21 protein-coding genes are annotated in these 19,955 nt (G+C 68.7%); 7 read left to right on the top strand and 14 right to left on the bottom strand.

Features of this window, described 5'->3' with window-relative positions:
• Positions 1–50 precede the first annotated feature (50 nt).
• Positions 51–1,139 carry a 3-deoxy-7-phosphoheptulonate synthase gene (locus tag E1P53_RS19015; protein ID WP_131735184.1) on the bottom strand — a complete coding sequence of 363 codons (1,089 nt, stop codon included), beginning with the start codon at positions 1,137–1,139 and terminating at the stop codon, positions 51–53.
• Between the two features lie 253 nt (positions 1,140–1,392).
• A complete protein-coding gene (locus tag E1P53_RS19010) occupies positions 1,393–1,839 on the bottom strand; it encodes an Lrp/AsnC family transcriptional regulator (protein ID WP_131735183.1) in 447 nt (148 codons plus the stop codon).
• Positions 1,840–1,936: 97 nt separating this feature from the next.
• On the opposite strand from E1P53_RS19010, the gene rocD reads away from it, so the two are divergent.
• On the top strand, positions 1,937–3,139 hold the full coding sequence (rocD, locus tag E1P53_RS19005; RefSeq protein ID WP_131735182.1) for an ornithine--oxo-acid transaminase: 1,203 nt from the start codon (positions 1,937–1,939) through the stop codon (positions 3,137–3,139).
• Here the strand turns inward: rocD and E1P53_RS19000 are convergent.
• The 3 genes from E1P53_RS19000 to mca all read right to left on the bottom strand — a co-directional run bounded on the left by E1P53_RS19000 (position 3,136) and on the right by mca (position 4,929).
• Positions 3,136–3,624 carry a TspO/MBR family protein gene (locus E1P53_RS19000; protein ID WP_006902162.1) on the bottom strand — a complete coding sequence of 163 codons (489 nt, stop codon included), beginning with the start codon at positions 3,622–3,624 and terminating at the stop codon, positions 3,136–3,138. The two genes, rocD and E1P53_RS19000, sit on opposite strands and share 4 nt — an antisense overlap.
• Positions 3,625–3,709: 85 nt before the next feature.
• Positions 3,710–4,033: a hypothetical protein gene (locus E1P53_RS18995; protein WP_006902163.1), complete on the bottom strand. Its 324-nt coding sequence runs from the start codon at positions 4,031–4,033 to the stop codon at positions 3,710–3,712.
• Positions 4,033–4,929, bottom strand: coding sequence for a mycothiol conjugate amidase Mca (mca, locus tag E1P53_RS18990; RefSeq protein ID WP_006902164.1), 897 nt, complete (start codon positions 4,927–4,929; stop codon positions 4,033–4,035). Before mca ends, E1P53_RS18995 begins: the two co-directional genes overlap by 1 nt.
• A gap of 48 nt (positions 4,930–4,977) precedes the next feature.
• On the opposite strand from mca, the gene E1P53_RS18985 reads away from it, so the two are divergent.
• The 3 genes from E1P53_RS18985 (at position 4,978) to greA (ending at position 6,834) form a co-directional block, all read left to right on the top strand.
• Positions 4,978–5,439 carry a DUF4307 domain-containing protein gene (locus E1P53_RS18985; protein ID WP_131735181.1) on the top strand — a complete coding sequence of 154 codons (462 nt, stop codon included), beginning with the start codon at positions 4,978–4,980 and terminating at the stop codon, positions 5,437–5,439.
• Positions 5,436–6,197 (top strand): queuosine precursor transporter, encoded by a 762-nt coding sequence (locus E1P53_RS18980; protein WP_131735180.1) that lies wholly within the window; start codon positions 5,436–5,438, stop codon positions 6,195–6,197. The genes E1P53_RS18985 and E1P53_RS18980 overlap by 4 nt, the downstream gene beginning before the upstream one ends.
• A gap of 145 nt (positions 6,198–6,342) precedes the next feature.
• Positions 6,343–6,834, top strand: coding sequence for a transcription elongation factor GreA (greA, locus tag E1P53_RS18975; protein ID WP_109239938.1), 492 nt, complete (start codon positions 6,343–6,345; stop codon positions 6,832–6,834).
• Positions 6,835–6,900: 66 nt separating this feature from the next.
• Here greA and E1P53_RS20885 read toward each other — a convergent pair whose 3' ends face one another.
• Positions 6,901–7,602 (bottom strand): Ltp family lipoprotein, encoded by a 702-nt coding sequence (locus E1P53_RS20885; protein ID WP_244941226.1) that lies wholly within the window; start codon positions 7,600–7,602, stop codon positions 6,901–6,903.
• 160 nt (positions 7,603–7,762) lie between these two features.
• A complete protein-coding gene (locus E1P53_RS18960; RefSeq protein ID WP_131735179.1) occupies positions 7,763–8,212 on the bottom strand; it encodes an Ltp family lipoprotein in 450 nt (149 codons plus the stop codon).
• A gap of 265 nt (positions 8,213–8,477) precedes the next feature.
• Here E1P53_RS18960 and E1P53_RS18955 point away from each other — a divergent pair, with 265 nt between their 5' ends.
• On the top strand, positions 8,478–8,996 hold the full coding sequence (locus E1P53_RS18955) for an SRPBCC family protein (protein ID WP_109239940.1): 519 nt from the start codon (positions 8,478–8,480) through the stop codon (positions 8,994–8,996).
• 41 nt (positions 8,997–9,037) lie between these two features.
• On the opposite strand, the gene ilvA is transcribed toward E1P53_RS18955, so the two are convergent.
• Genes ilvA through E1P53_RS18940 form a run of 3 tightly spaced genes read right to left on the bottom strand, consistent with a single transcriptional unit; the run spans position 9,038 to position 12,876 of the window.
• Complete coding sequence (gene ilvA / locus E1P53_RS18950) at positions 9,038–10,246, bottom strand: threonine ammonia-lyase (protein ID WP_131735178.1); 1,209 nt, start codon at positions 10,244–10,246, stop codon at positions 9,038–9,040.
• 49 nt (positions 10,247–10,295) lie between these two features.
• Complete coding sequence (locus E1P53_RS18945) at positions 10,296–11,468, bottom strand: cystathionine gamma-synthase (RefSeq protein WP_109239942.1); 1,173 nt, start codon at positions 11,466–11,468, stop codon at positions 10,296–10,298.
• 13 nt (positions 11,469–11,481) lie between these two features.
• Entirely contained in the window at positions 11,482–12,876 is a 1,395-nt protein-coding gene (locus E1P53_RS18940; RefSeq protein ID WP_006902175.1) for a cystathionine beta-synthase, read from the bottom strand.
• A gap of 57 nt (positions 12,877–12,933) precedes the next feature.
• Between E1P53_RS18940 and E1P53_RS18935 the strand changes: the two genes are divergently transcribed.
• A complete protein-coding gene (locus E1P53_RS18935) occupies positions 12,934–13,887 on the top strand; it encodes an SGNH/GDSL hydrolase family protein (protein ID WP_181371911.1) in 954 nt (317 codons plus the stop codon).
• Positions 13,888–13,947: 60 nt separating this feature from the next.
• A complete protein-coding gene (locus E1P53_RS18930; RefSeq protein WP_131735177.1) occupies positions 13,948–15,171 on the top strand; it encodes an acetyl-CoA C-acetyltransferase in 1,224 nt (407 codons plus the stop codon).
• A 15-nt stretch (positions 15,172–15,186) separates the two neighbouring features.
• Here the strand turns inward: E1P53_RS18930 and E1P53_RS18925 are convergent, their stop codons facing one another.
• The 4 genes from E1P53_RS18925 to E1P53_RS18910 form a co-directional block, all read right to left on the bottom strand.
• Positions 15,187–15,747 (bottom strand): DUF6790 family protein, encoded by a 561-nt coding sequence (locus E1P53_RS18925; protein WP_131735176.1) that lies wholly within the window; start codon positions 15,745–15,747, stop codon positions 15,187–15,189.
• A 182-nt stretch (positions 15,748–15,929) separates the two neighbouring features.
• Complete coding sequence (locus tag E1P53_RS18920) at positions 15,930–16,793, bottom strand: Bax inhibitor-1/YccA family protein (RefSeq protein ID WP_006902179.1); 864 nt, start codon at positions 16,791–16,793, stop codon at positions 15,930–15,932.
• A gap of 99 nt (positions 16,794–16,892) precedes the next feature.
• On the bottom strand, positions 16,893–17,618 hold the full coding sequence (locus E1P53_RS18915; protein WP_109239944.1) for a TetR/AcrR family transcriptional regulator: 726 nt from the start codon (positions 17,616–17,618) through the stop codon (positions 16,893–16,895).
• Positions 17,615–19,879, bottom strand: a complete 2,265-nt coding sequence (locus E1P53_RS18910) for an MMPL family transporter (protein ID WP_131735175.1) — start codon at positions 19,877–19,879, stop codon at positions 17,615–17,617. The genes E1P53_RS18915 and E1P53_RS18910 overlap by 4 nt, the downstream gene beginning before the upstream one ends.
• Between the last annotated feature and the right edge of the window lie 76 nt (positions 19,880–19,955).

The following is a 19,955-nucleotide window of genomic DNA, read 5'->3' as shown; positions in this document are numbered from 1 at the left end:
GTGGTCACCACGGTCCGGGCGCGTCGCGGCGCGCCCGGACCGTCGGGTCTCTAGCCTCGCGCGAACGCGGCGAGCACCGACGCGGTGGCGTCCCAGCCCATGCACTTGTCGGTGACCGACTTGCCGCAGACGAGCGGGTCCGCATCCGTCGACTGTGCGCCCGGCTCGAGGAAGCTCTCGAGCATGACGCCGCTGATGTTCGCCTCCTGACCGGCCTCGCGGGCGGCACGAACCGTCGCCGCGATCTCGCCGGCGACCTCGGCCTGACGGACGTGGTCCTTGCCGGAGTTGGCATGCGAGCAGTCGATCATGACGCGGGCGGGCAGGCCGGCCTTGGCGAGGGCCTCAGCGGCCGACGCGACCGAGGCGGCGTCGTAGTTGGGGCCGCGGGTGCCGCCGCGCAGGATGATGTGGCAGTCCTCGTTGCCGGCGGTCTCGACGACCGCGCCGTTGCCGAAGTCGTCGACGCCGAAGAAGACGTGCTCGGCGGATGCGGCCTTCACACCGTCGATGGCGACCTGGACGTTGCCGTCGGTGCCGTTCTTGAAGCCGATCGGCATCGACAGGCCCGACGCGAGCTGACGGTGCACCTGCGACTCGGTGGTGCGGGCGCCGATGGCCCCCCACGCGACCGCGTCGGCGATGTACTGCGGGCTGGTGGGCTCGAGGAACTCGGTGCCCACCGGCAGGCCCAGGTCGATGATGTCGAGCAGGAGCGAGCGAGCGGTGCGCAGGCCGCGCTCGACGTCGAAGGTGTTGTCCATGCCGGGGTCGTTGATGAGCCCCTTCCAGCCGACCGTGGTGCGCGGCTTCTCGAAGTAGACGCGCATGACGATCTTCAACCGATCCGAGTACGCCTCGGCCAGCGGCGCGAGCCGGCGGGCGTAGTCGATCGCCGCGATTGGGTCGTGCACCGAGCACGGCCCCACGATCACGAGCAGGCGGTCGTCGCGGCCGGCGAGGATGTCGGCGATCTCCTCGCGGTCACGCTGGACGGCCAGCGCGCGACGCGCGGTGAGGGGGAGCTCGCTGCGGACGGAATCCGGCGACGGGATCGCCCGGAACGACTTGATCCGGCGATCAGAGGTGGACTGGGTCTGCTCATCCGTGGTGGTCGAGAGATCCGGGAGTGCGGTCACGGTTCGTGCCTTTCGGGGTCATGCCCTGTCGGTGTCTCAACCGGGGCACGCCCTGTCTGTGGTGGAGCCCCGCTCAAACGACAAGAGCAGCGACCGTCTGGTCGCTGCTCGGGCTCCGGGTGTTGGCGTGCGTGCGAAGATCAGCGCTTCATCGTGGCCCCACCCGGAGCCTCGATAAAGCGCCAATAGGCGCGCACGGTGCTGATCACGGCGACCACCTTAACACAAGTGGGACACGCCGTTGTCATCAGTGTCACGGATGGCCGCGGTCGATCAGCTCGCTGAGCACGATGATCGACTCGGACTTGTCCACCGGGCCGGCCCGCCGGATCCGCTCGAGCGCCTGCTCGAGATGCCGCACGTCGCGGGCGCGTACCCGCAGGATCGCATCGGCTCCACCGGTGATGGTCGCGGCGCCGACCACCTCCGGGATCGGCTCCCAGGCCGCCCTGAGTTCTTCCGGGGAGATGTTGCCCCGGCAGTAGACCAGCACGTAGGCCTCGGTCGTCCACTGCATCGCATGGGGGTCCACGATCGCGGTGAATCCCCGGATCACCCCGTCGGCGACGAGGCGGTCGACGCGACGCTTGACCGCCGGCGCCGACAGCCCCACCTCCTTGCCGATCTGCGCATAGGTGGCGCGCGCATCACGGGCGAGACAAGAGAGCACCTTCTCGTCGAGGTCGTCGATGGTCCGCAACGGATCTTCACCTCTCGGCTCGATTGCGGCGATTCGTTTCGTCGGCGCGCAACCAACGTCGATTGTTTGCGCCGATGTGCGACGATACGCTCGAAGTATGCCGCTGACCAGCACCGATGCGGAACCGCACGTAGCCCGCAACTATTCGCCGATCCCGGTCACCGCGGCGACGGCCGAGGGCGCGTGGGTGACCGACGTGGACGGCCGCCGATACCTCGACTGCCTGGGGGCGTATTCGGCGGTCAACTTCGGCCACCGACATCCGCGCCTCGTCGCCGCCGCGCGCGACCAGCTGGACAGGCTCACCCTCACCAGTCGCGCCTTCCGCTCCGATCGCCTCGAGCCGTTCTGCGCCGCCCTGGCTGAACTGTGCGGCAAGGAGATGGTGCTGCCGATGAACACCGGCGCCGAGGCGGTCGAATCCGGGATCAAGGTCGCCCGCAAGTGGGGCTACGACGTGAAGGGCGTCCCCGACGGACAGGCCGAGATCGTCGTCGCCCACGGCAACTTCCACGGGCGCACCACCACGATCATCTCGTTCAGCGACGACCCCGACGCCCGCAACGGGTTCGGCCCGTACACACCGGGTTTCGTGCAGGTCCCCTTCGGCGATGCACGCGCGATCGCCGACGCCGTCGGCGAGAACACCGTGGCGGTGCTCATCGAGCCGATCCAGGGCGAGGCGGGCATCGTCGTGCCGCCCGACGACTACCTGCCGCGGGTGCGCGCGCTGTGCTCCGAACACGACGTGCTGTTCATCGCCGACGAGATCCAGTCCGGCCTGGGACGCACCGGCACGACCTTCGCCTGCGAGCTCTGGGACGTGGTCCCCGACGTGTACCTGCTCGGCAAGGCGCTCGGCGGCGGCATCGTCCCGGTCAGCGCGGTCGTCGCCGACCGCGATGTGCTGGGAGTGCTGCACCCCGGCCAGCACGGCTCCACCTTCGGCGGCAACCCGCTCGCCGCCGCGATCGGTCACGAGGTCGTCGACATGCTCTCCGACGGCAGCTGGCAGCAACGCGCCGCCGATCTCGGCGCCCACCTGCACGCCCGACTGCGGGATTTCGTCGGCCACGGCGTCGTCATCGTCCGCGGCAGGGGCCTGTGGGCGGGCATCGACCTCGAGCCGGAGCAGGGCACGGGCAAGGAGTTCTGCATCCGGCTCGCCGAGCACGGCGTCCTCGCCAAGGACACCCACGGCTCGACGCTGCGCCTGGCTCCGCCGATCGTCGTCACCGAGGACGAGATCGATTGGGCGATGGACCGTTTCGCCGACGCACTGGACTTCTCCCGGCGCTAGCCGGCACGCACCCGGCGGCCGCGGTTGAGCCACCACGTCGAGGTCGACAGGACCGTCGCGAAGGCACACCATGCCGGATACGCCGCCAGCGCGGCCCCCGCCGGCGGGTTCACGGCGGCGGTGCGCCGGGCGAGGTCGGCGCTGCTCGCGGTCAGTGCGGCCGCCGCCACCGAGGCCGTCCCGAGAGCGCCCTTGCCGAAGTAGATCCAGCTCCAGGCCGCGTTCAGCGTGAGGTTCGTACCGAGCGCCGCGACATACGCGGCGCGCTCGTCGGCGTCGAGTTCGTCGATGGTCACGGCCGAGGTGACGGCGATGTCGGCGTACAACGCCGTCCAGGCGACGGGGAAGACCCATGCGGGCGGCACGAAGCCGGGCTTGCGCAGTCGCGGGTACCAGGTCTGCACCGCCGGCCTGGTGACGATGCTGCCGATCGCCCCGGCGGCTGCCGTGGCGAGCGAGGTACCGATCAGTGTGGGGATACGCATGGATCGCCGATACCCGCTCGAGACCCTGTTCAACCGAGGGGCGCGGTCGACGGAGACGGCCCGGGGCCGCCGGGGCGACTCTCCGTCAGGTGTCCGCGGGGCGACGCTCGGCGCCGCCGTCGGGCGTCGGCGCGTCGGTCGTGGCGCCGGTGTCCGCGTCATCGGTGGCGGACTGCGCCGCGACCGCGTCGGTGCCCTCGTCGAATGCCTGATCCGGCTCCGGGTGGTCGGTGTCGAAGGACTCCGGGAGCTTCTTCAGCTGACGGTTCATCGACCAGATCAGGAATCCGGTGCCGATCAGCAGCAGCAGGATCACCAACAGGCCCAGCGGCGAGGACTTGCCGAACTCGGGTCCCTGCGGCTCCTCGGCCAGGACCATGACGGTGTTGACGATGTCGACGGTGTTCATCACGCCTCGATTCCGGAGAACAGATCGGTTTCCGGGATGGCCGTCTTCACCCGAGTCTGCGCGAGTTCGAACTCCTCCGTCGGCCACAGCCGCTGCTGCCATTCCAGCGGCACGGCGAAGAACACGCCGTTCGGGTCGATCTGTGTCGCGTGTGCACGCAACGCGTCGTCACGCTGCGGGAAGTACTCGGCGCATTCGATCTGGGTCGTCACGCGGCCCATCAGGTCGTTGCGGCTCGGATCCCACCTCTCGAGCCACTCCTTGAACGGGCTCTCCTGGCCGTGACGCTCGAACTCGTCGGAGAACAGCATCATGCGATCGCGGATGAAGCCGTGCGTGTAGTACAGCTTCAACGGGGTCCAGGGCTCGCCGGTGCCGGGGTAGGCGTCGGGATCCCCCGACTTCTCGAACGCCTCGACCGACACCTCATGGCAGCGGATGTGGTCGGGATGGGGATAACCGCCGTGCTCGTCGTAGGTGATGATGACGTGGGGCCGGAACTCCCGCACCACCTTGATCAGGGCTTCCGCGGCCTCTTCGAGCGGGATGGTCGCGAACGACCCCTCCGGAAGCGGAGGCCTGGGGTCGCCTTCGGGCAGGCCGGAGTCGACGAAGCCGAGCCAGCGGTGCTGGACGCCGAGTGCCTCGGCAGCCTTGGCCATCTCCTCCCGGCGGACCTCGTGGATCCGGTCCTTGATGCCGGGCAGGTCCATCGCCGGATTGAGGATGTCGCCACGTTCGCCACCGGTGAGGGTGACGATCAGCACCTCGTGGCCCTCGGCGGCGTACTTGGCCGATGTCGCCGCCCCCTTGCTCGACTCATCGTCGGGATGCGCGTGGACCGCCATCAGACGGAACACACCCGGCTGCGGGTCGTCGGCACGGGATTCGGTCACAGTTCCTCACCTTCGGATCGCTACTGGTCCCATGGTAGGTATTGACAAGTGAACAGTTCGGACGGGGGCGCCGCGGAGCGCCCACGCAGCGGCCCGCGTGCCACCTACCCGGAGCAATCGGGTTCGGCGCTGACCAGGCGTCGCTGGGCCTTCGGACTGACCATTCTCGTCGTCGTCGCAGGTGTCGTCCTCGCGGTCATCGGCTACAGCAAGTTCGGCACCTCCGACGTGTCCGGTGAGGCCACCGGCTACGAGATCCTCGACGATCGCACCGTCGCGGTCCAGTTCACCGTCGACCGCTCCGATCCGAGTAAACCCGCAGCGTGTGTGGTGCGCGGGCGTTCCAAGGACGGCAGCGAGACCGGGCGCCGGGAGATCCTGATCCCGGCCGACGACGCCGAGCGGATCGGGGTGCGCACCGAGGTCACCACCTCCAGACCACCGGTCATCGGCGAGGTCTTCGGCTGCACCGTCGACGTCCCGCCGTACCTGCAGCCCGACCAGTCGTGACCGCGACGCCGACCGAGCCCCACGGCGCGCCCGGCTCCCGGGCTGCCTTCGCGTCGATCGGCAGTCGCTTCTTCCCCCTGCTCGTCGCGCTCTTCGTCGGTGTGATGTTGATCAGCAACGTCACCGGCACCAAGGGCGTCGTCCTCTTCGACGACTGGCTGAACCTCGACATCGGCCCCGTCCACCTCGAGGGGCTCGTCACCGACGGCGCGTTCTATCTCTTCCCGCTCGCCTACGTCCTCGGCGACGTCATCAGCGAGGTGTACGGGTTCAAGGCGATGCGCCGCACCATCCTCGCCGGTTTCGCGGTGCTGATCCTCGCGTCGCTGTGCTTCTGGCTGACCATCCACCTACCGGCCGCCGAGTTCTACGACGGCCAGCAGGCCTTCGAAACCGTGGCCGGCGTCGTCCCGCAATTCCTTCTCGCCGGACTCGCCGGATATGTCGTCGGCGAACTCCTCAACTCCTTCGTGCTGGTCAGGATGAAGGAGCGCGCCGGAGAACGCCGTCTGTGGGCACGACTCGTGGGCTCGACGGTGGTGGGCGAACTCGCCGACACGATCGTGTTCTGCGCGATCGCCGCCACCGCCCTCGGGATCTCGTCGTGGGGCGACTTCGTGAACTACACCGTGGTCGGGTTCGTGTGGAAGACGCTGGTCGAGATCGTCATCATGCCCGTGACGTATCTCGTTGTGGCATGGCTCAAGAGGGCCGAACCGACATATCAGGAAGCTCTCGCATCGGCCACCGCTGAGTAAAGGATGTGCCAGGCATCTCACCGGCTGGTACCATTGATGTATACACGGCTCCGCAAGGGGTCGTGTTGCTGCATTTATAGCAGTCCACATGTCGCGCGGCGCAACAAGGCAGCTGCGTGGCGCGGACAACGAGAAGGAGTGACCGATGACCGACACCCAGGTGACCTGGTTGACCCAAGAGTCGCACGACCGCCTGAAGGCCGAGCTCGACTCATTGATCGCCAATCGTCCGGTCATTGCCGCCGAGATCAATGAACGACGCGAAGAGGGCGACCTCAAGGAGAACGGCGGATACCACGCCGCCCGCGAGGAGCAGGGTCAGCAGGAGGCCCGCATTCGCCAGCTCCAGGAGCTGCTGAACAACGCCAAGGTCGGCGAGGCCCCGACCCAGTCCGGCGTCGCGCTCCCGGGCTCCGTCGTGACCGTCTACTACGACGGTGACGAGAACGACAAGGAGACCTTCCTGATCGCCACCCGCGAGGAGGGCGCCTCGGGTGAGATCGAGACCTACTCCCCCAGCTCTCCTCTCGGTGCCGCGCTGATCGACGCGAAGGTCGGCGAGACCCGTGAGTACACCGTGCCGAGCGGCGCCACCGTCAAGGTGACCCTCGTGAGCGCGGAGCCGTACCACGGCTGACAACCAGCCACAACGACAGGGGCCCACCGGCTTTCGGCCGGTGGGCCCCTGTCGTTTGGGGTCAGGTCAGTCCGACTCGGCGTGATCAGCGCCGTAGGCAGCCTGCTCAGGGGTGAACCCCTCGAACTCCAGCTGTTCGATCAGACCCTGCCGCGAGAACGGCGAAACCGACTGATACTCACCGGCCTTCTTGACAGCCTGCTCATTCCAGTTGACGTCACCGTCGGTCTCGAGCTTGTTCACCGCCACCGTGGCGTCTGCTTCCGAATAGCCTTCGAACACGAGCTGTTTGATCAGCCCCGACTTCGAGAAACCGGAGACCGACAAGTAGTCCTGAGCCTTGCGGAGTGCGTTCTTCTGCTCCGAGTTCAGACTCGGCTCAGCCGCTTCGGACTTCGTTTCCGTCGGGGTCTGCGCCGGCTCGGGCGCCTTGGTCTCGGTCGGCCCTTCAGCCTCGGCCTCGGCCGGGCGCGGTGCAGGCTGGGAGGTCTGCGTCGAGGCGGCTTCGTCGGCGGAGTCGTCGCCGCCACCACTCGTCGCCACCGCGATGATCACGATCAGCACCACGAGGATGCCGAGGATCCACGGCCACTTCTTTTTCTTCTTCGGCGGGGCGGCCGGCGGCTGGGCAGGCGGTGCACCGTACGGACCGGGTGCCCCGTACTGGGGCTGCTGTCCGTAGGGCTGGCCCGGATAGGGAGCCTGGCCCGGCTGCGGGACCTGACCCGGGAACGGCTGCCCGGGCTGGGGATTCTGGGGTTCGGTCATTTCTTTCCTTTGTTAGTGCAGACCTGGAGAACCATTCTGCACAACGGCCCTGACAATTCTTCATGCCCTTCAGCCGAACCAATCGACCCCGAAAACGGGACCATTGCGTTCAATTCCGGGACATTACATCCGATGATCGACAGCACGCCGACATCAGATTTCAGCTGTGGTCGGCTCCGTATACGGCCTGCTGATACGTGAAACCCTCGTACTCCAGCTGTTCGATCAAGCCCTTCCGCGAGAACGGCGAGATCTCGCGGTAGGACCGCGCCGTCCGCGCCGCCTGCTCGTACCAGTCGACCTCGCCGTCGGCTTCGAGTTGGTTCACCGCCGCCGTCGCGTCCGACGTCGAGAAGCCTTCGTACTCGAGCTGATCGATCAGCCCTGACCTGGAGAAACCGGAGATCTCGAGGTAGTCCCGCGCCATGGCCACGGCATTCGACCGCTCCGAGGCGAGCTTCACCGTCACCTGCGACACCTCCGCCGGCCACGGAGCCGCCGTCGACTCGGGGCCGACCCCGCCCGTGCCGGCCAGTACCCCGATCGCCACCACGAATGCGGCCAGGACGCCGGCCGCCCATGGCCATTTCCTTGTCCATGAAAAATTCATCGCACGTCCTTCTCTTCGAGCGCCCCGGGAAGTGGGCCGCGTCTGCACATGAAGATGTCACGGGGGTATGACAGAAACGGCGTGGCCTATTGTCGTCCGATCGGACGAATCTATTCCTGGTCCCATATCCATCGGTTCTCCGCTTTTCCACCATCGGTCTCGTCGGCGGTATCACGGACGAGAGGTGGAACCGCCCCCGCGACCGCACGCGGGCCCGTCCGCGGAACCGCCTGTGGGACGGTCGTGCCGGTGTTTCAATGGGCCCATGGCACGCACCTACGCCCTGGAATCCTTTGACATCGACTTCTTCGACGACGCACCCGTGCGCCACGTGATCGACGTCAGACTCCCGGTGACGCCCGCGCGGGCGTGGGCCGAGTTCACCCGTCAGGGGACGCTCGACTGGTGCCGGGCGATCAAGTCGATCACGTTCACCTCGCCGCCGCCGTACGGCGCGGGTGCCACGCGCAGAGCGGTTCTCGGCCCGGGTTACGTGACACTCGAGGAAGACTTCTTCCACTGGACCGAAGACGCCGACAACGGCAAGTACCACAACGCATTCCGCGTGAAGAGCGCCAACGTCCCAGGCATGAGGCGCTTCGGCGAGGCCACACAGATCGATCCGGCGGAGGTCGGCTGCCGCTTGCGCTGGACCTTCGCCCTCGAACTACCCACGACGTCCAAGGCGGTCGCGGCGTTTTCCGGCCCGGCGTCGGCGACGGTGTACAAGACGATCGAGGCGGACACGCTCAAGTACTTCGCGCATCTGCCGTCGGCGACGTAACGGCCCGATCGCCGATCAGGGGGAAGACCCCGTCCGCGACCTCAGCGCGCATCCTCGCGCAGGAAACCCGCGTCCCCCAACGCCCGTCGCACGGACAGCTGGTGGTCGGGTCCACGCGTCTCCACGCTGACGGTCACCTGCACCTCGCCGAGGTAGAGGTCGTCGGCGACGCGTGAGTGCACGACGTCGAGAACGCTCGCGCCCTGGTCACGGAGCAACTCCAGCAGGGCGAGCAATCCACCCGGGCGGTCGGAGACGGTGGCCGTGAAGGTCAGGAACCGCCCGGCCGCGGTGAGTCCGTGGGTGATGACATGCCGCAGCAGCAAGGGGTCGATGTTGCCCCCGGACAAGACGACGCACACCGTGCCGGACAGGTCGAGCAGACCGCCGACGGCGGCGGCGACGCCCGCGGCCCCCGCCGGTTCGATCACCATCTTGGCCCGCTCGAGCATCAGCAACAGCGCCGTGCTGAGCTCCTCCTCGCTGACGGTGACCACCCGGTCCACGTACTCGGAGGCATGTTCGAATGGCACGTCGCCGGGCCTGGCGACCGCGATGCCGTCGGCAACGGTGTTCATCGACACCGCCGGCACCGGGTGGTTCGCTGCCAGCGATGCGGGCCACGCCGCGGCCTGGGCCGCCTGGACCCCGATCACCTCGACGTCCGGACGCGAGGCCCGCATCGCGGCGGCGACACCGGCGAGCAGGCCACCGCCGCCCAGCGGCACGACGACGCTGGACACGCCCGGGAGTTGTTCGACGATCTCCGCGCCGACCGTGGACTGCCCGGCGACGACGTCGGGGTGGTCGAACGGGTGGATCAGGACCGCTCCGGTCCGGTCCGCATGCCGCTGCGCCTCGACGAGGGCGTCGTCGACGGTCTCACCCGCCAGGATGACCTCCGCGCCATAGGCTTTCGTCGCCGCGATCTTGGGCAGCGACGCGCCTTCGGGCATGTAGACGCGGGAGGCGATGCCGAGCTCGGTCGCCGACCACGCGACTCCCTGCGCGTGGTTGCCCGCACTCGCCGCGACCACGCCGCGAGCCCGCTCGGAATCGGAGAGTCGCGAGATCCGCAGATAGGCGCCCCGCGGTTTGAACGACCCGGTGCGCTGCAGGTTCTCGCACTTCAACCAGACGTCGGCGCCGGTGCGCTCCGACAACACGCGGGAGGCGATCATCGGCGTCCGCCGGATGACCCCGGCCAGTTCGGCGACCGCCTTCTCGACATCGGCTCCGGTCAGCAGCATGACGCCCAGTATCCACGGATCCGGGCGTCATGCCGCCGACCTCGGCGCGTCAGCGCAGTGCGTTCTCCAGGTCGCCCAGGATGTCGTCGATGTCCTCGATGCCCACCGACAGGCGGACGAGGTTGGCGGGGACCTCCAGGAGCGATCCCGCGGTCGACGCGTGGGTCATCGCGCCCGGGTGCTCGATGAGGGACTCGATGCCGCCCAGCGATTCGGCGAGCGTGAACACCTCGGTGCGCGCGCAGAACGCCTTGGCCTCCTCGATGCCGCCCTTCACCAGGACCGACACCATGCCGCCGAAGCGCTTCATCTGCTTGGCCGCGACCGCGTGACCGGGATGGTCCTCGAGCCCCGGGTACAGCACCTTCTCGATCTTGTCGTGCCCGCTGAGGAACTCGACGACCTTCTCGGCGTTGTCGCAATGGCGGTCCATGCGCACGGCGAGGGTCTTGATGCCGCGCATCGTCAGGTAGCCGTCGAACGGTCCGGGCACCGCGCCCGCGCCGTTCTGCAGGAACGCGAACGCCTCGTCGAGCTCCTCGCTGTCGGTGACCAGCGCACCGCCGACGACATCGGAGTGACCGCCGAGGTACTTCGTCGTCGAGTGCAGCACCACGTCGGCGCCGAGCGAGAGCGGCTGCTGCAGGTACGGAGAGGCAAAGGTGTTGTCCACCACCAGCTTCGCGCCGGCCTCGTGGGCGACTGCGGCGATCGCCTCGATGTCGCCGACGTTGAGCAGCGGGTTGGTCGGCGTCTCGACCCAGACGAGCTTGGTCTCCGGGCGGATCGCCGCGCGCACGGCGTCGACGTCGGTCACCGGCGCCACCGAGTAGGTGATACCCCACTGGGTGAACACCTTGTCGATGAGCCGGAAGGTGCCGCCGTAGGCGTCGTTCGGGATGACGAGGTGGTCGCCGGGTCGCAGGGCGGAGCGCAGCAGGCAGTCGGTGGCCGCCATGCCTGAGGCGAAGCCGCGACCGTAGGTGCCGTGCTCGAGCGCGGCGATGTTGGCCTCGAGTGCGCGTCGGGTCGGGTTGCCGGTGCGGGCGTACTCGAAGCCGTCGCGCAGGCCGCCGACGCCGTCCTGGGCGAAGGTCGAGCTCGCATAGATCGGCACGTTGACCGCGCCGGTCTGCGGGTCCGGGTCGTAGCCGGCGTGGATGGCGCGGGTCGAGAAGCCCTGCCAGCGAACCGAATCCGCGGCACTGCGTCGTTCACTCACGGTGGGGGTGCTCCTATCCGACGATCGGGTGGCTCGAGACGTATGCGAGCAGGTCGTGGCGCGTGATGACGCCGATGGGCTTGCCGTCCTCGACGACCATCAGTGCGTCGCAGTCGCCGAGGGCCTTGGTGGCGGCGCTGATGGGCTCACCGGAACCGATCAGCGGGAACGGCTCGCCCATGTGGGCCGACACCGGGTCGGCGAGGCTGGCGCGACCCTCGAAGACCGCGCTGAGCAGATCGCGCTCGGTGACCGCGCCCGCGACCTCGCCGGCCATCACCGGCGGCTCGGCGCCGACGACCGGCATCTGCGATACGCCGTACTCGCGCATGATCTCGATGGCGTCGCGCAGGGTCTCCTGCGGATGTGTGTGGACCAGGTCGGGCAGCTCACCGGTCTTGTCGCGCAGCACGTCTCCGACGAGCGGCTCCTTGGTGTTGGCGTCGAGCGGCGTGCGCAGGAAGCCGTAGCTGCTCATCCATTTGTCGTTGAAGATCTTGCCCATGTAGCCGCGACCGCCGTCGGGCAGCAGCACGACGACGACGGCGTCGGGACCCTCACGCTCGGCGACCTGCAGCGCGGCCACCACGGCCATGCCGCACGAGCCGCCGACCAGCAGGCCCTCCTCGCGGGCGAGGCGGCGGGTCATGTCGAACGAGTCGGCGTCGGAGACGGCGATGATCTCGTCCGGGATGCTCGGGTCGTAGGCGTCCGGCCAGAAGTCCTCGCCGACGCCCTCGACGAGGTACGGGCGTCCGGTGCCGCCGGAGTAGACCGATCCCTCGGGGTCGACGCCGACGACCTTCACCGCACCGTTCGAGACCTCCTTGAGGTAGCGGCCGGTGCCGGTGATGGTGCCGCCGGTGCCGACGCCGGCGACGAAGTGCGTGACCTTGCCCTCGGTGTCGCGCCAGATCTCCGGGCCGGTGGTCTCGTAGTGACTCTGCGGGCCGGCCGGATTGGCGTACTGGTTGGGCTTCCACGCGCCCTCGATCTCACGCACCAGACGGTCGGAGACGCTGTAGTAGCTGTCGGGATGCTCCGGGGGCACGGCCGTCGGGCAGACGACCACCTCGGCGCCGTAGGCGCGCAGCACGTTGCGCTTGTCCTCGCCGACCTTGTCGGGGCAGACGAACACGCACTTGTACCCGCGCTGCTGCGCGACCAGCGCGAGACCGACGCCGGTGTTGCCCGACGTCGGCTCGACGATCGTCCCGCCGGGCTTCAGCTCGCCGGACTTCTCGGCGGCCTCGACCATGCGAAGCGCGATCCGGTCCTTGCTGCTGCCACCGGGATTGAGGTACTCCACCTTGGCCGCGACCAGGCCCGATCCGGGTTTGGTCACGGAGTTCAGCTTGACCAGCGGGGTGTTGCCCACCAGGTCGACGACGTGATTGGCGATGCGCATGTCTCCATGGTCCCAGAGTCGAACCGACGCCCGACACCCGGCCGCTTCTCTAGACTGGTGGCCGTGTCGGGTCTGAGTCGCGAGGTGGTGACCGACGGCCGATTCTGGGCGCGCATCGGCCGCGACGTGGGCGCCACGGCGGCCGCCACGGCAGCCGGCGCCGGGGCCGGTTGGGCCATGTGGAACTACCTCAACGCCCAGGCGGCGACCGCCCGAACGGTGATCCCCCACCGCACCGACAACGCCCCCGACGGCGACGGCGTCTACCACCCCGACGGCTCAGTCACCCGCTACACCCGCGACGCCCACGTCGATCTGTTCCTCGCCGTGTTCGGCGACTCGACGGCCGCCGGGCTCGGCGTCGACTCCGCCGACGAGACGCCTGGCGTACAGGTGGCCCGTCGGGTCGCCGCCGCGACGGGCAAGACGGTGCGCTACGCCAACAAGGCGATCGTGGGCGCGACCTCCAAGGGACTCGCCGCCCAGATCGACGCGATGTTCATCGCCCGCGAACGCCCGGACGTCGCGATCATCCTGATCGGCGCGAACGACGTGACCTCGCGCAACGGCATCCGCGCGTCGGCACGCCGCCTCGGCGAGGCGGTCCGCCTGCTCGTCGGCGGCGGCGCGAAGGTCGTCGTCGGCACCTGCCCAGACTTCGGGGTCATCACCGCGATACCGCAGCCGCTGCGGACGGTCCTGCGGCAGTGGGGACTCCGACTCGCCGCGGCACAGCGGTCGGCGGTCCGCGGGGCGGGCGGTCACCCCGTCCCCCTGGCCGACCTGCTGGCCGCGGAGTTCCGCGCCAAACGCGAGTACATGCTCTCGCCCGACCAATACCACCCGTCCGCGGCGGGCTACGCGCTCGCCGCCGACATCCTCCTCCCGCCGGTCCTCGACGCGATCGGCGAGTGGGGTTCCGCGCCGTTGCCGGAGCCGCCCGAGGAGTCGGCGGCGGTGGAGGAACCCAAGGCGGTCACCGGTCTCCGCCGTCTCCTGCGCCCGGCGTGATGTGAATCTCTTCGGACCCGACCAAGCACATGCTTGGTCGGGTGGGAGTAGCGTGAGGGCATGGCTGAAGCAGTGATCGTCTCCACCGCCCGCTCCCCGATCGGCCGCGCCGCCAAGGGCTCGCTGAAGGACGTCCGCCCGGACGAACTCTCGCGCCAGATGGTGGCCGCCGCCCTCGCGAAGGTCCCGGAACTCGACCCGGCCGACATCGAGGACATCCACTGGGGCATCGGACAACCCGGCGGCCAGGGCGCCTACAACATCGCCCGCGTGATCGCCGTCGAACTCGGCTACGACCACGTCCCCGGCGTGACGGTGAACCGGTACTGCTCGTCGTCGCTGCAGACCACCCGAATGGCCATGCACGCGATCAAGGCCGGCGAGGCCGACGTCATCATCTCCGGCGGCGTCGAGAGCGTCTCGAGCTTCGGCATCTCCGGCGGCGCCGACGGTGCCCCCAACTCCAAGAACCCGCTCTTCGACGACGCGCAGGCGCGCACCGAGCAGGCCGCCCAGGGCGGCGCCGGCGTCTGGCACGATCCGCGCCAGGACGGCCTCCTGCCCGACGTCTACATCGCGATGGGCCAGACGGCCGAGAACGTCGCCACCCTCACCGGCATCTCCCGCGAGGACCAGGACCGCTGGGGCGTGCTGAGCCAGAACCGCGCCGAGGAGGCGATCAAGTCCGGCTTCTTCGAGCGCGAGATCGACCCGGTCACGCTGCCCGACGGCACCAAGGTGACCACCGACGACGGCCCGCGCGCGGGAACCACCTACGAAAAGGTCTCGCAGCTCAAGCCGGTGTTCCGGCCCGACGGCACCATCACCGCGGGTAACGCGTGCCCGCTCAACGACGGCGCCGCCGCGTTGGTCGTCATGAGCGACACCAAGGCCAAGGAGCTCGGCCTGACGCCGCTGGCGCGCGTCGTCGCGACCGCGGCCACCGGGCTCTCGCCGGAGATCATGGGCCTCGGCCCGATCGAGGCGATCCGCAAGGTCCTCCGCGTCGCCGGGATGTCGCTGTCGGACATCGATCTCTTCGAGATCAACGAGGCGTTCGCCGTTCAGGTGCTCGGCTCGGCGAACGAACTCGGCATCGACCACGACAAGCTGAACGTGTCCGGCGGTGCGATCGCGCTCGGTCACCCGTTCGGCATGACCGGCGCCCGCATCACCACGACCCTGCTCAACAACCTCCGCACCCACGACAAGACGTTCGGCATCGAGTCGATGTGCGTCGGCGGCGGTCAGGGTATGGCGATGATCCTCGAGCGCCTCAACTGACGCCCGCGCGGAGCTTCACCGGGTAGGAGCCACGACTCCCTCTTCGACACCCCTCGTCGCATTCGGTCCCAGGATCGATTCGCGACGGGGGGTTGTCTTTCGGCAGATCGCCCACGCGATCACGGCCACTCCGACGATGTAGATCTCGACGGGGATCGCCCACGCGTTGTTCGTGGCGTGGTTGTCGTGGATGTAGTACTGCGAGATGTGCCCGGCGAGGTCGCCGCCGTAGCTGACCGCCAACGCCCAGACCGCCGCGTCGAGCCAGCCGCCGCGGTTGCGGACCAGGAAGGTCAGGACGCAGAGGATGCCGACCGCGATGTCGTTCCAGCCCAGTTCCCACTGGAACATGCCGGGGACGAAGTCCGGACCGATCTCCTTGGCGACCTCCGCGGCATTGGGCCCGACATGCCCGATGCCGCCCAGGATGCCGAAGACGCCTGCCGGGACGAGGACCCAGAGCAGGACGAGTTCTGCCACGCGGCCGGTGGTGCGGCGACGCGCCGACCGGTCCACCAGGATGTGCACGACGGCGCCGACGATCATCAGCGCGAACTGACTCAGAAAGAACACCATTTCTGCACGATCCCACCGTTCGCGGGACGTTTCTGCCGAGAATTCGTCACCGTGTCCCACATGTTCGCGCGTTTTGTTGCAGCTGCAACATTCCGGACCGGCTCCGGGACGAAAAGCGCCGGCGCGGCCGCCCCCGGAAGGGGACGACCGCGCCGGCGGTGTCGGTTCTCGCTACTGGACCGCTAGTCCTGGTTGAAGTAGCTGAGGAGTCGGAGGATCTCGACGTACAGCCAGACCAGGGTGACGGTCAGGCCGAGCGCGATGCCCCAGGCCGCACGGTCGGGGGCGCCGGCGCGGATCAGGCGATCCGCGGCGTCGAAGTCCAGGAGGAAGCTGAACGCGGCGAGCGCGATGCAGACCAGCGAGAAGATGATCGCGATCGGACCGCCGTCGCGCAGCGGGGTCGAGACGCCGAAGAGGCTCAGCAGCAGGTTGCCGACCATGAGGACGAGGACGCCGATCATGCCGGCGAAGAGCATGCGGGTGAACCGCGGCGTGACGCGGATGGCGCCGATCTTGTACACGAACAGCATGCCGAAGAACACGCCGAACGTACCCAGCACCGCCTGGCCGATCAGCGCTCCGGCCGAGACGTCGCCGGCGACGGCCCAGTTGCCGAAGACGAACGAGATGGAGCCGACGAACAGACCCTCGAGGGCCGCGTAGGCCAAGACGATCGCCGGGTTGTCCTGCTTGCGTCCGAACGACGCGATGAGGACGAGGACCAGACCGCCGATGGCGCCGACCAGCATCAGCGGCATCGCCATCGCGGCCTGCGCGGATTCGGTATCCCGGCTGGCGATGGCGAAGTAGGCCGCGATGGCCGTGATCGTCAGGACGCCGAGGGTCATCGCGGTCTTGGTGACCACGTCGTCGATGGTCAGCTGGCGGGTGGTGGGGGGTGCCGGCTGTGCGTAGGGATCGGTCTGCTGACCGAACTGGTTCATCGCGGCGCCGGCGCCGGCCATGCCGGCCCCGAATCCCGCGTATCCGGGCTGATTGTCGCGGACCACGCCGCGCATCACCGGATTGCTGCTCTCTCGCACCAAGCGCTCCTTCAATGGGTTCGGATTACATCCACTCAACGTCTCGCCGACCCGGTGAGTTCCAGGTGGGTTGTCGAGTCGACCGTGTCGAATCCGACTTTACCGGCCCTTGACCGAGTTGTCGTTGTCCTGCGTCGGCGCGATGTCGGCGGGCAGGTCACGCAGCCAATCCCGGGCCACGTGGAGGTCGGCGCACCCGGGCCGGCGCGTCAGCAGCGCCCGCCCGAGGCACACCGCCTTCAGCACCGACTCGGCCCGCTCGAGATCGTCCCCCCAGTCGAGACCGCCCTTGGCCATCATCAGCGACACCACGCCGTGGGCCGCCGCCCACAACTCCAGGACGACGTCCTCGACCTCCTCGGGACGGAACAGGCCTTCCTCGGCGAGTTCGGCGACCGTGCCGACGAATCGGGTGTGGGCACTCGCGGCCAGCACCTCGTCGACCTTCGACGGCGCCGACCCCTCGGCCCGGTTGCGGAAGGCCACCCGGTACAGCACCGGGGTGGCCAGCGCGAAGCGGACGTAGGCGAGCCCGAGGCGCAACACCCGTTCGAGCGGGTCGTCGACGTCGGCGGCGGCAGCGGCGAGCTCGTCGTCGAGCCGCTCGAAGTAGCGGGCGCACACCGCGTCGAGAAGTGCGTCCTTGTCGGCGAAGTGCAGGTAGATCGACGGTGGCGTGACCCCGACGCGGGTCGCGACGGCGCGGATCGACATCGCCGAGTCGTCGCCGTTCTCGACGAGCAGTTCGCCGGCCGCCTCGATGATCTCCTCGGCGAGGATCTCGCCGGCGCCACGCGGCGACCTCGCCCGTCTGTGTGTCCTCACCGTTCTCCTGTGCCTGCGCGTTCTCCCGGGGTTGCCGACAGGTGTTCGGGCATCTCCTCGGACAGCCCGAAGCGATCGTGGAGCCTCCGCAGCGGGGCCGGGGCCCACCAGTTGGCGCGTCCGGCCAGGCGCATGAACGCGGGGACCAGGAACATCCGGACCAGGGTCGCGTCCATCAGGACCGCAAGCGTCAGCCCCACCCCGAACATACGCATGAACGACACCTCGGAGGCGGCGATCGCGGCGAACACGATGCTCATCAGCAGCGCGGCGGCGGTGACGACCTTGCCCGTGCGCGCCAGGCCCAGCGCCACCGCGTGGTCGTTGTCGGCGCGAGTGCGTCCGGAGTGCAGCCACTCCTCGCGGATGCGGCCGAGCAGGAACACCTCGTAGTCCATCGAGAGTCCGAAGGCGACGCAGAACAGCAGCACCGGCATGGTCGCGTTGAGCGTCCCGGTGGCGGTGGTGCCCAGACCACCGAGGTGGCCCTCCTGGAAGAACCACACCATCGCGCCGAAGGTCGCCGACAGCGACAGGATGTTCAGGACGAGCGCCTTCAGCGGGAGCACGACGCTGCCGGTGAAGAGGAACAGCAGGATGAACGTGGCGACCGCGATCAGCCCGAGGACCCACGGCAGGTGCGCGTAGATGGAGTCGACGGTGTCGTCGGTGACCGCGGTGAGGCCGGTGAACCAGACCTCGGTTCCCGCCGGCACCGGCAGGGCCCGCATGGCGTCGAGCTGTTCGATCGCGCCCTCGCTCATCACCGCGCGGTCGGTGGAGATGCTGAGGACGTGGGTGTCGCCGCGGGTGTCGTCGGGACTGCCCGGCGCCACCTGCCCGCCCGAGACGAAGATGCCGGCCGACGAGCCCGCGGAGTTGACGTCGTCGATCTCCGACAGCTGCCGGGTGTAGGCGGCCAGCTCGCCGGGGTCGATCGGACCGCGCATGACGACGGTGACCGCCGAGGACAGGTCGTCGTCGAAATCCTGGCGGATCTCGTCCTGGATCTGACGTGCGCTCGCCGACCCCGGGAGCACCCGGTCGTCGGGGAAGCCCATCTTCAGGGACAGGAACGGTGCGCCGAGGACGAGCAGGAAGACCATCACCGCGGTCGCGACGGGCAGCGCATGCCGCATCACCCACCGCACGAGGCGGTACCACCAGGTGTCCTCGGGTTCTTTGTCCTGCGGCGACGGCAACCGGAGCAGCCGCCGCAGCGGCCTGCGCGCGTCGAGGGAGTCGATGCGGTCGCCCAGGACCATCAGAACGGCCGGGGTGACGACGAGGGCGGCGAGCGCGGCGAGGACCACGACGCCGAGCCCGGCGTAGGCGAATGACCGCAGGAAGTACTGCGGGAACAGAGCGAGCGCACTCAGCGACAGCGCGACCGTCACCGCCGAGAACGCGACGGTCCGTCCGGCGGTGGCGAGGGTGCGCACGATGGCGTCGGGCCGCGACGATCCCCGGCCGACCTCCTCGCGATAACGGGTCAACAGGAGCAGCGTGTAGTCGATCGCGAGCGCGAGACCCATCGCAGTGGTCAGGTTCAACGCGAACACCGAGACATCGGTCAGCGAACCGATGACGCGCAGCAGCGCGATGGTGAGAACGATCGACACGATGCCGATGCCGACCGGGATCGCGGCGGCGACGAGACCGCCGAAGACGAAGATCAGGACGATGAAGGTGATCGGGATGGCGATCGCCTCGGCGAGCAGGAGATCCGACGAGGTCTGCTCGTTGACCTGCGAGTAGACCAGCGCCTGACCACCGACCCGGATGTCGATCCCGTCGCGCTCGCCGGTGAAGGTCTCGGCGATCTCGGCGGCGCGTCCCGGCGCGGCGTCCTCGCCGCCCTCGATGGACGCGATGATCAGCGCCGACGTCCGGTCGCGGCTGACGAGGGCGGAATCGAGGGTGGGTTGCGTCCAGACCGAGAGGATCTGGTCCTGCACGTCGTCGTCTGCCCCGAGTTCGGCGGTGATCGCGTCTGCCACCGATCTCGCCGTCGGATCGCGGGAGATGTCGACGCCGTCGGGCCCGTCGAGCTTCAGCACGACCTGCAGGCCACCCCGGTCGAAGGTCTCGTCGAGGATCTCCTCGGCCTGCGCCGACGCCGAGTCGGGATCGCTGTAGCCGCCGGCCAGGAGTTTGTCCGCGGCGCCCGCGCCATAGGCCCCGGCGAGCACCAGGAGGACGAAGGCACCGAGCAGCACCCGCTTCGGCATGGAGATGATGAGTCGTGTCGATCGAACCATGCTGCGGCCCCCACCCGTCGTTCGACTTTACAGCGTTAAGTTATCAACCGTAAGTTACGGACGTCAATGCTCGCCG

This window comes from Gordonia paraffinivorans, assembly GCF_900683595.1.
In the GTDB taxonomy this organism is placed as follows: Bacteria; Actinomycetota; Actinomycetes; order Mycobacteriales; family Mycobacteriaceae; genus Gordonia; species Gordonia paraffinivorans.
This window is presented reverse-complemented; position numbering and strand designations above follow the sequence as displayed.

What these genes read in the sequence shown, in the direction of transcription:
- rocD (WP_131735182.1), top strand. Translation starts at nt 1,937, where the DNA reads ATGCCGCTGACCAGCACCGATGCGGAACCGCACGTAGCCCGCAACTAT.
- E1P53_RS19000 (WP_006902162.1), bottom strand. Translation starts at nt 3,624, where the DNA reads ATGCGTATCCCCACACTGATCGGTACCTCGCTCGCCACGGCAGCCGCC.
- E1P53_RS18995 (WP_006902163.1), bottom strand. Translation starts at nt 4,033, where the DNA reads ATGAACACCGTCGACATCGTCAACACCGTCATGGTCCTGGCCGAGGAG.
- greA (WP_109239938.1), top strand. Translation starts at nt 6,343, where the DNA reads ATGACCGACACCCAGGTGACCTGGTTGACCCAAGAGTCGCACGACCGC.
- E1P53_RS20885 (WP_244941226.1), bottom strand. Translation starts at nt 7,602, where the DNA reads ATGACCGAACCCCAGAATCCCCAGCCCGGGCAGCCGTTCCCGGGTCAG.
- E1P53_RS18960 (WP_131735179.1), bottom strand. Translation starts at nt 8,212, where the DNA reads ATGAATTTTTCATGGACAAGGAAATGGCCATGGGCGGCCGGCGTCCTG.
- E1P53_RS18955 (WP_109239940.1), top strand. Translation starts at nt 8,478, where the DNA reads ATGGCACGCACCTACGCCCTGGAATCCTTTGACATCGACTTCTTCGAC.
- ilvA (WP_131735178.1), bottom strand. Translation starts at nt 10,246, where the DNA reads ATGCTGCTGACCGGAGCCGATGTCGAGAAGGCGGTCGCCGAACTGGCC.
- E1P53_RS18940 (WP_006902175.1), bottom strand. Translation starts at nt 12,876, where the DNA reads ATGCGCATCGCCAATCACGTCGTCGACCTGGTGGGCAACACCCCGCTG.
- E1P53_RS18930 (WP_131735177.1), top strand. Translation starts at nt 13,948, where the DNA reads ATGGCTGAAGCAGTGATCGTCTCCACCGCCCGCTCCCCGATCGGCCGC.
- E1P53_RS18925 (WP_131735176.1), bottom strand. Translation starts at nt 15,747, where the DNA reads ATGGTGTTCTTTCTGAGTCAGTTCGCGCTGATGATCGTCGGCGCCGTC.
- E1P53_RS18910 (WP_131735175.1), bottom strand. Translation starts at nt 19,879, where the DNA reads ATGGTTCGATCGACACGACTCATCATCTCCATGCCGAAGCGGGTGCTG.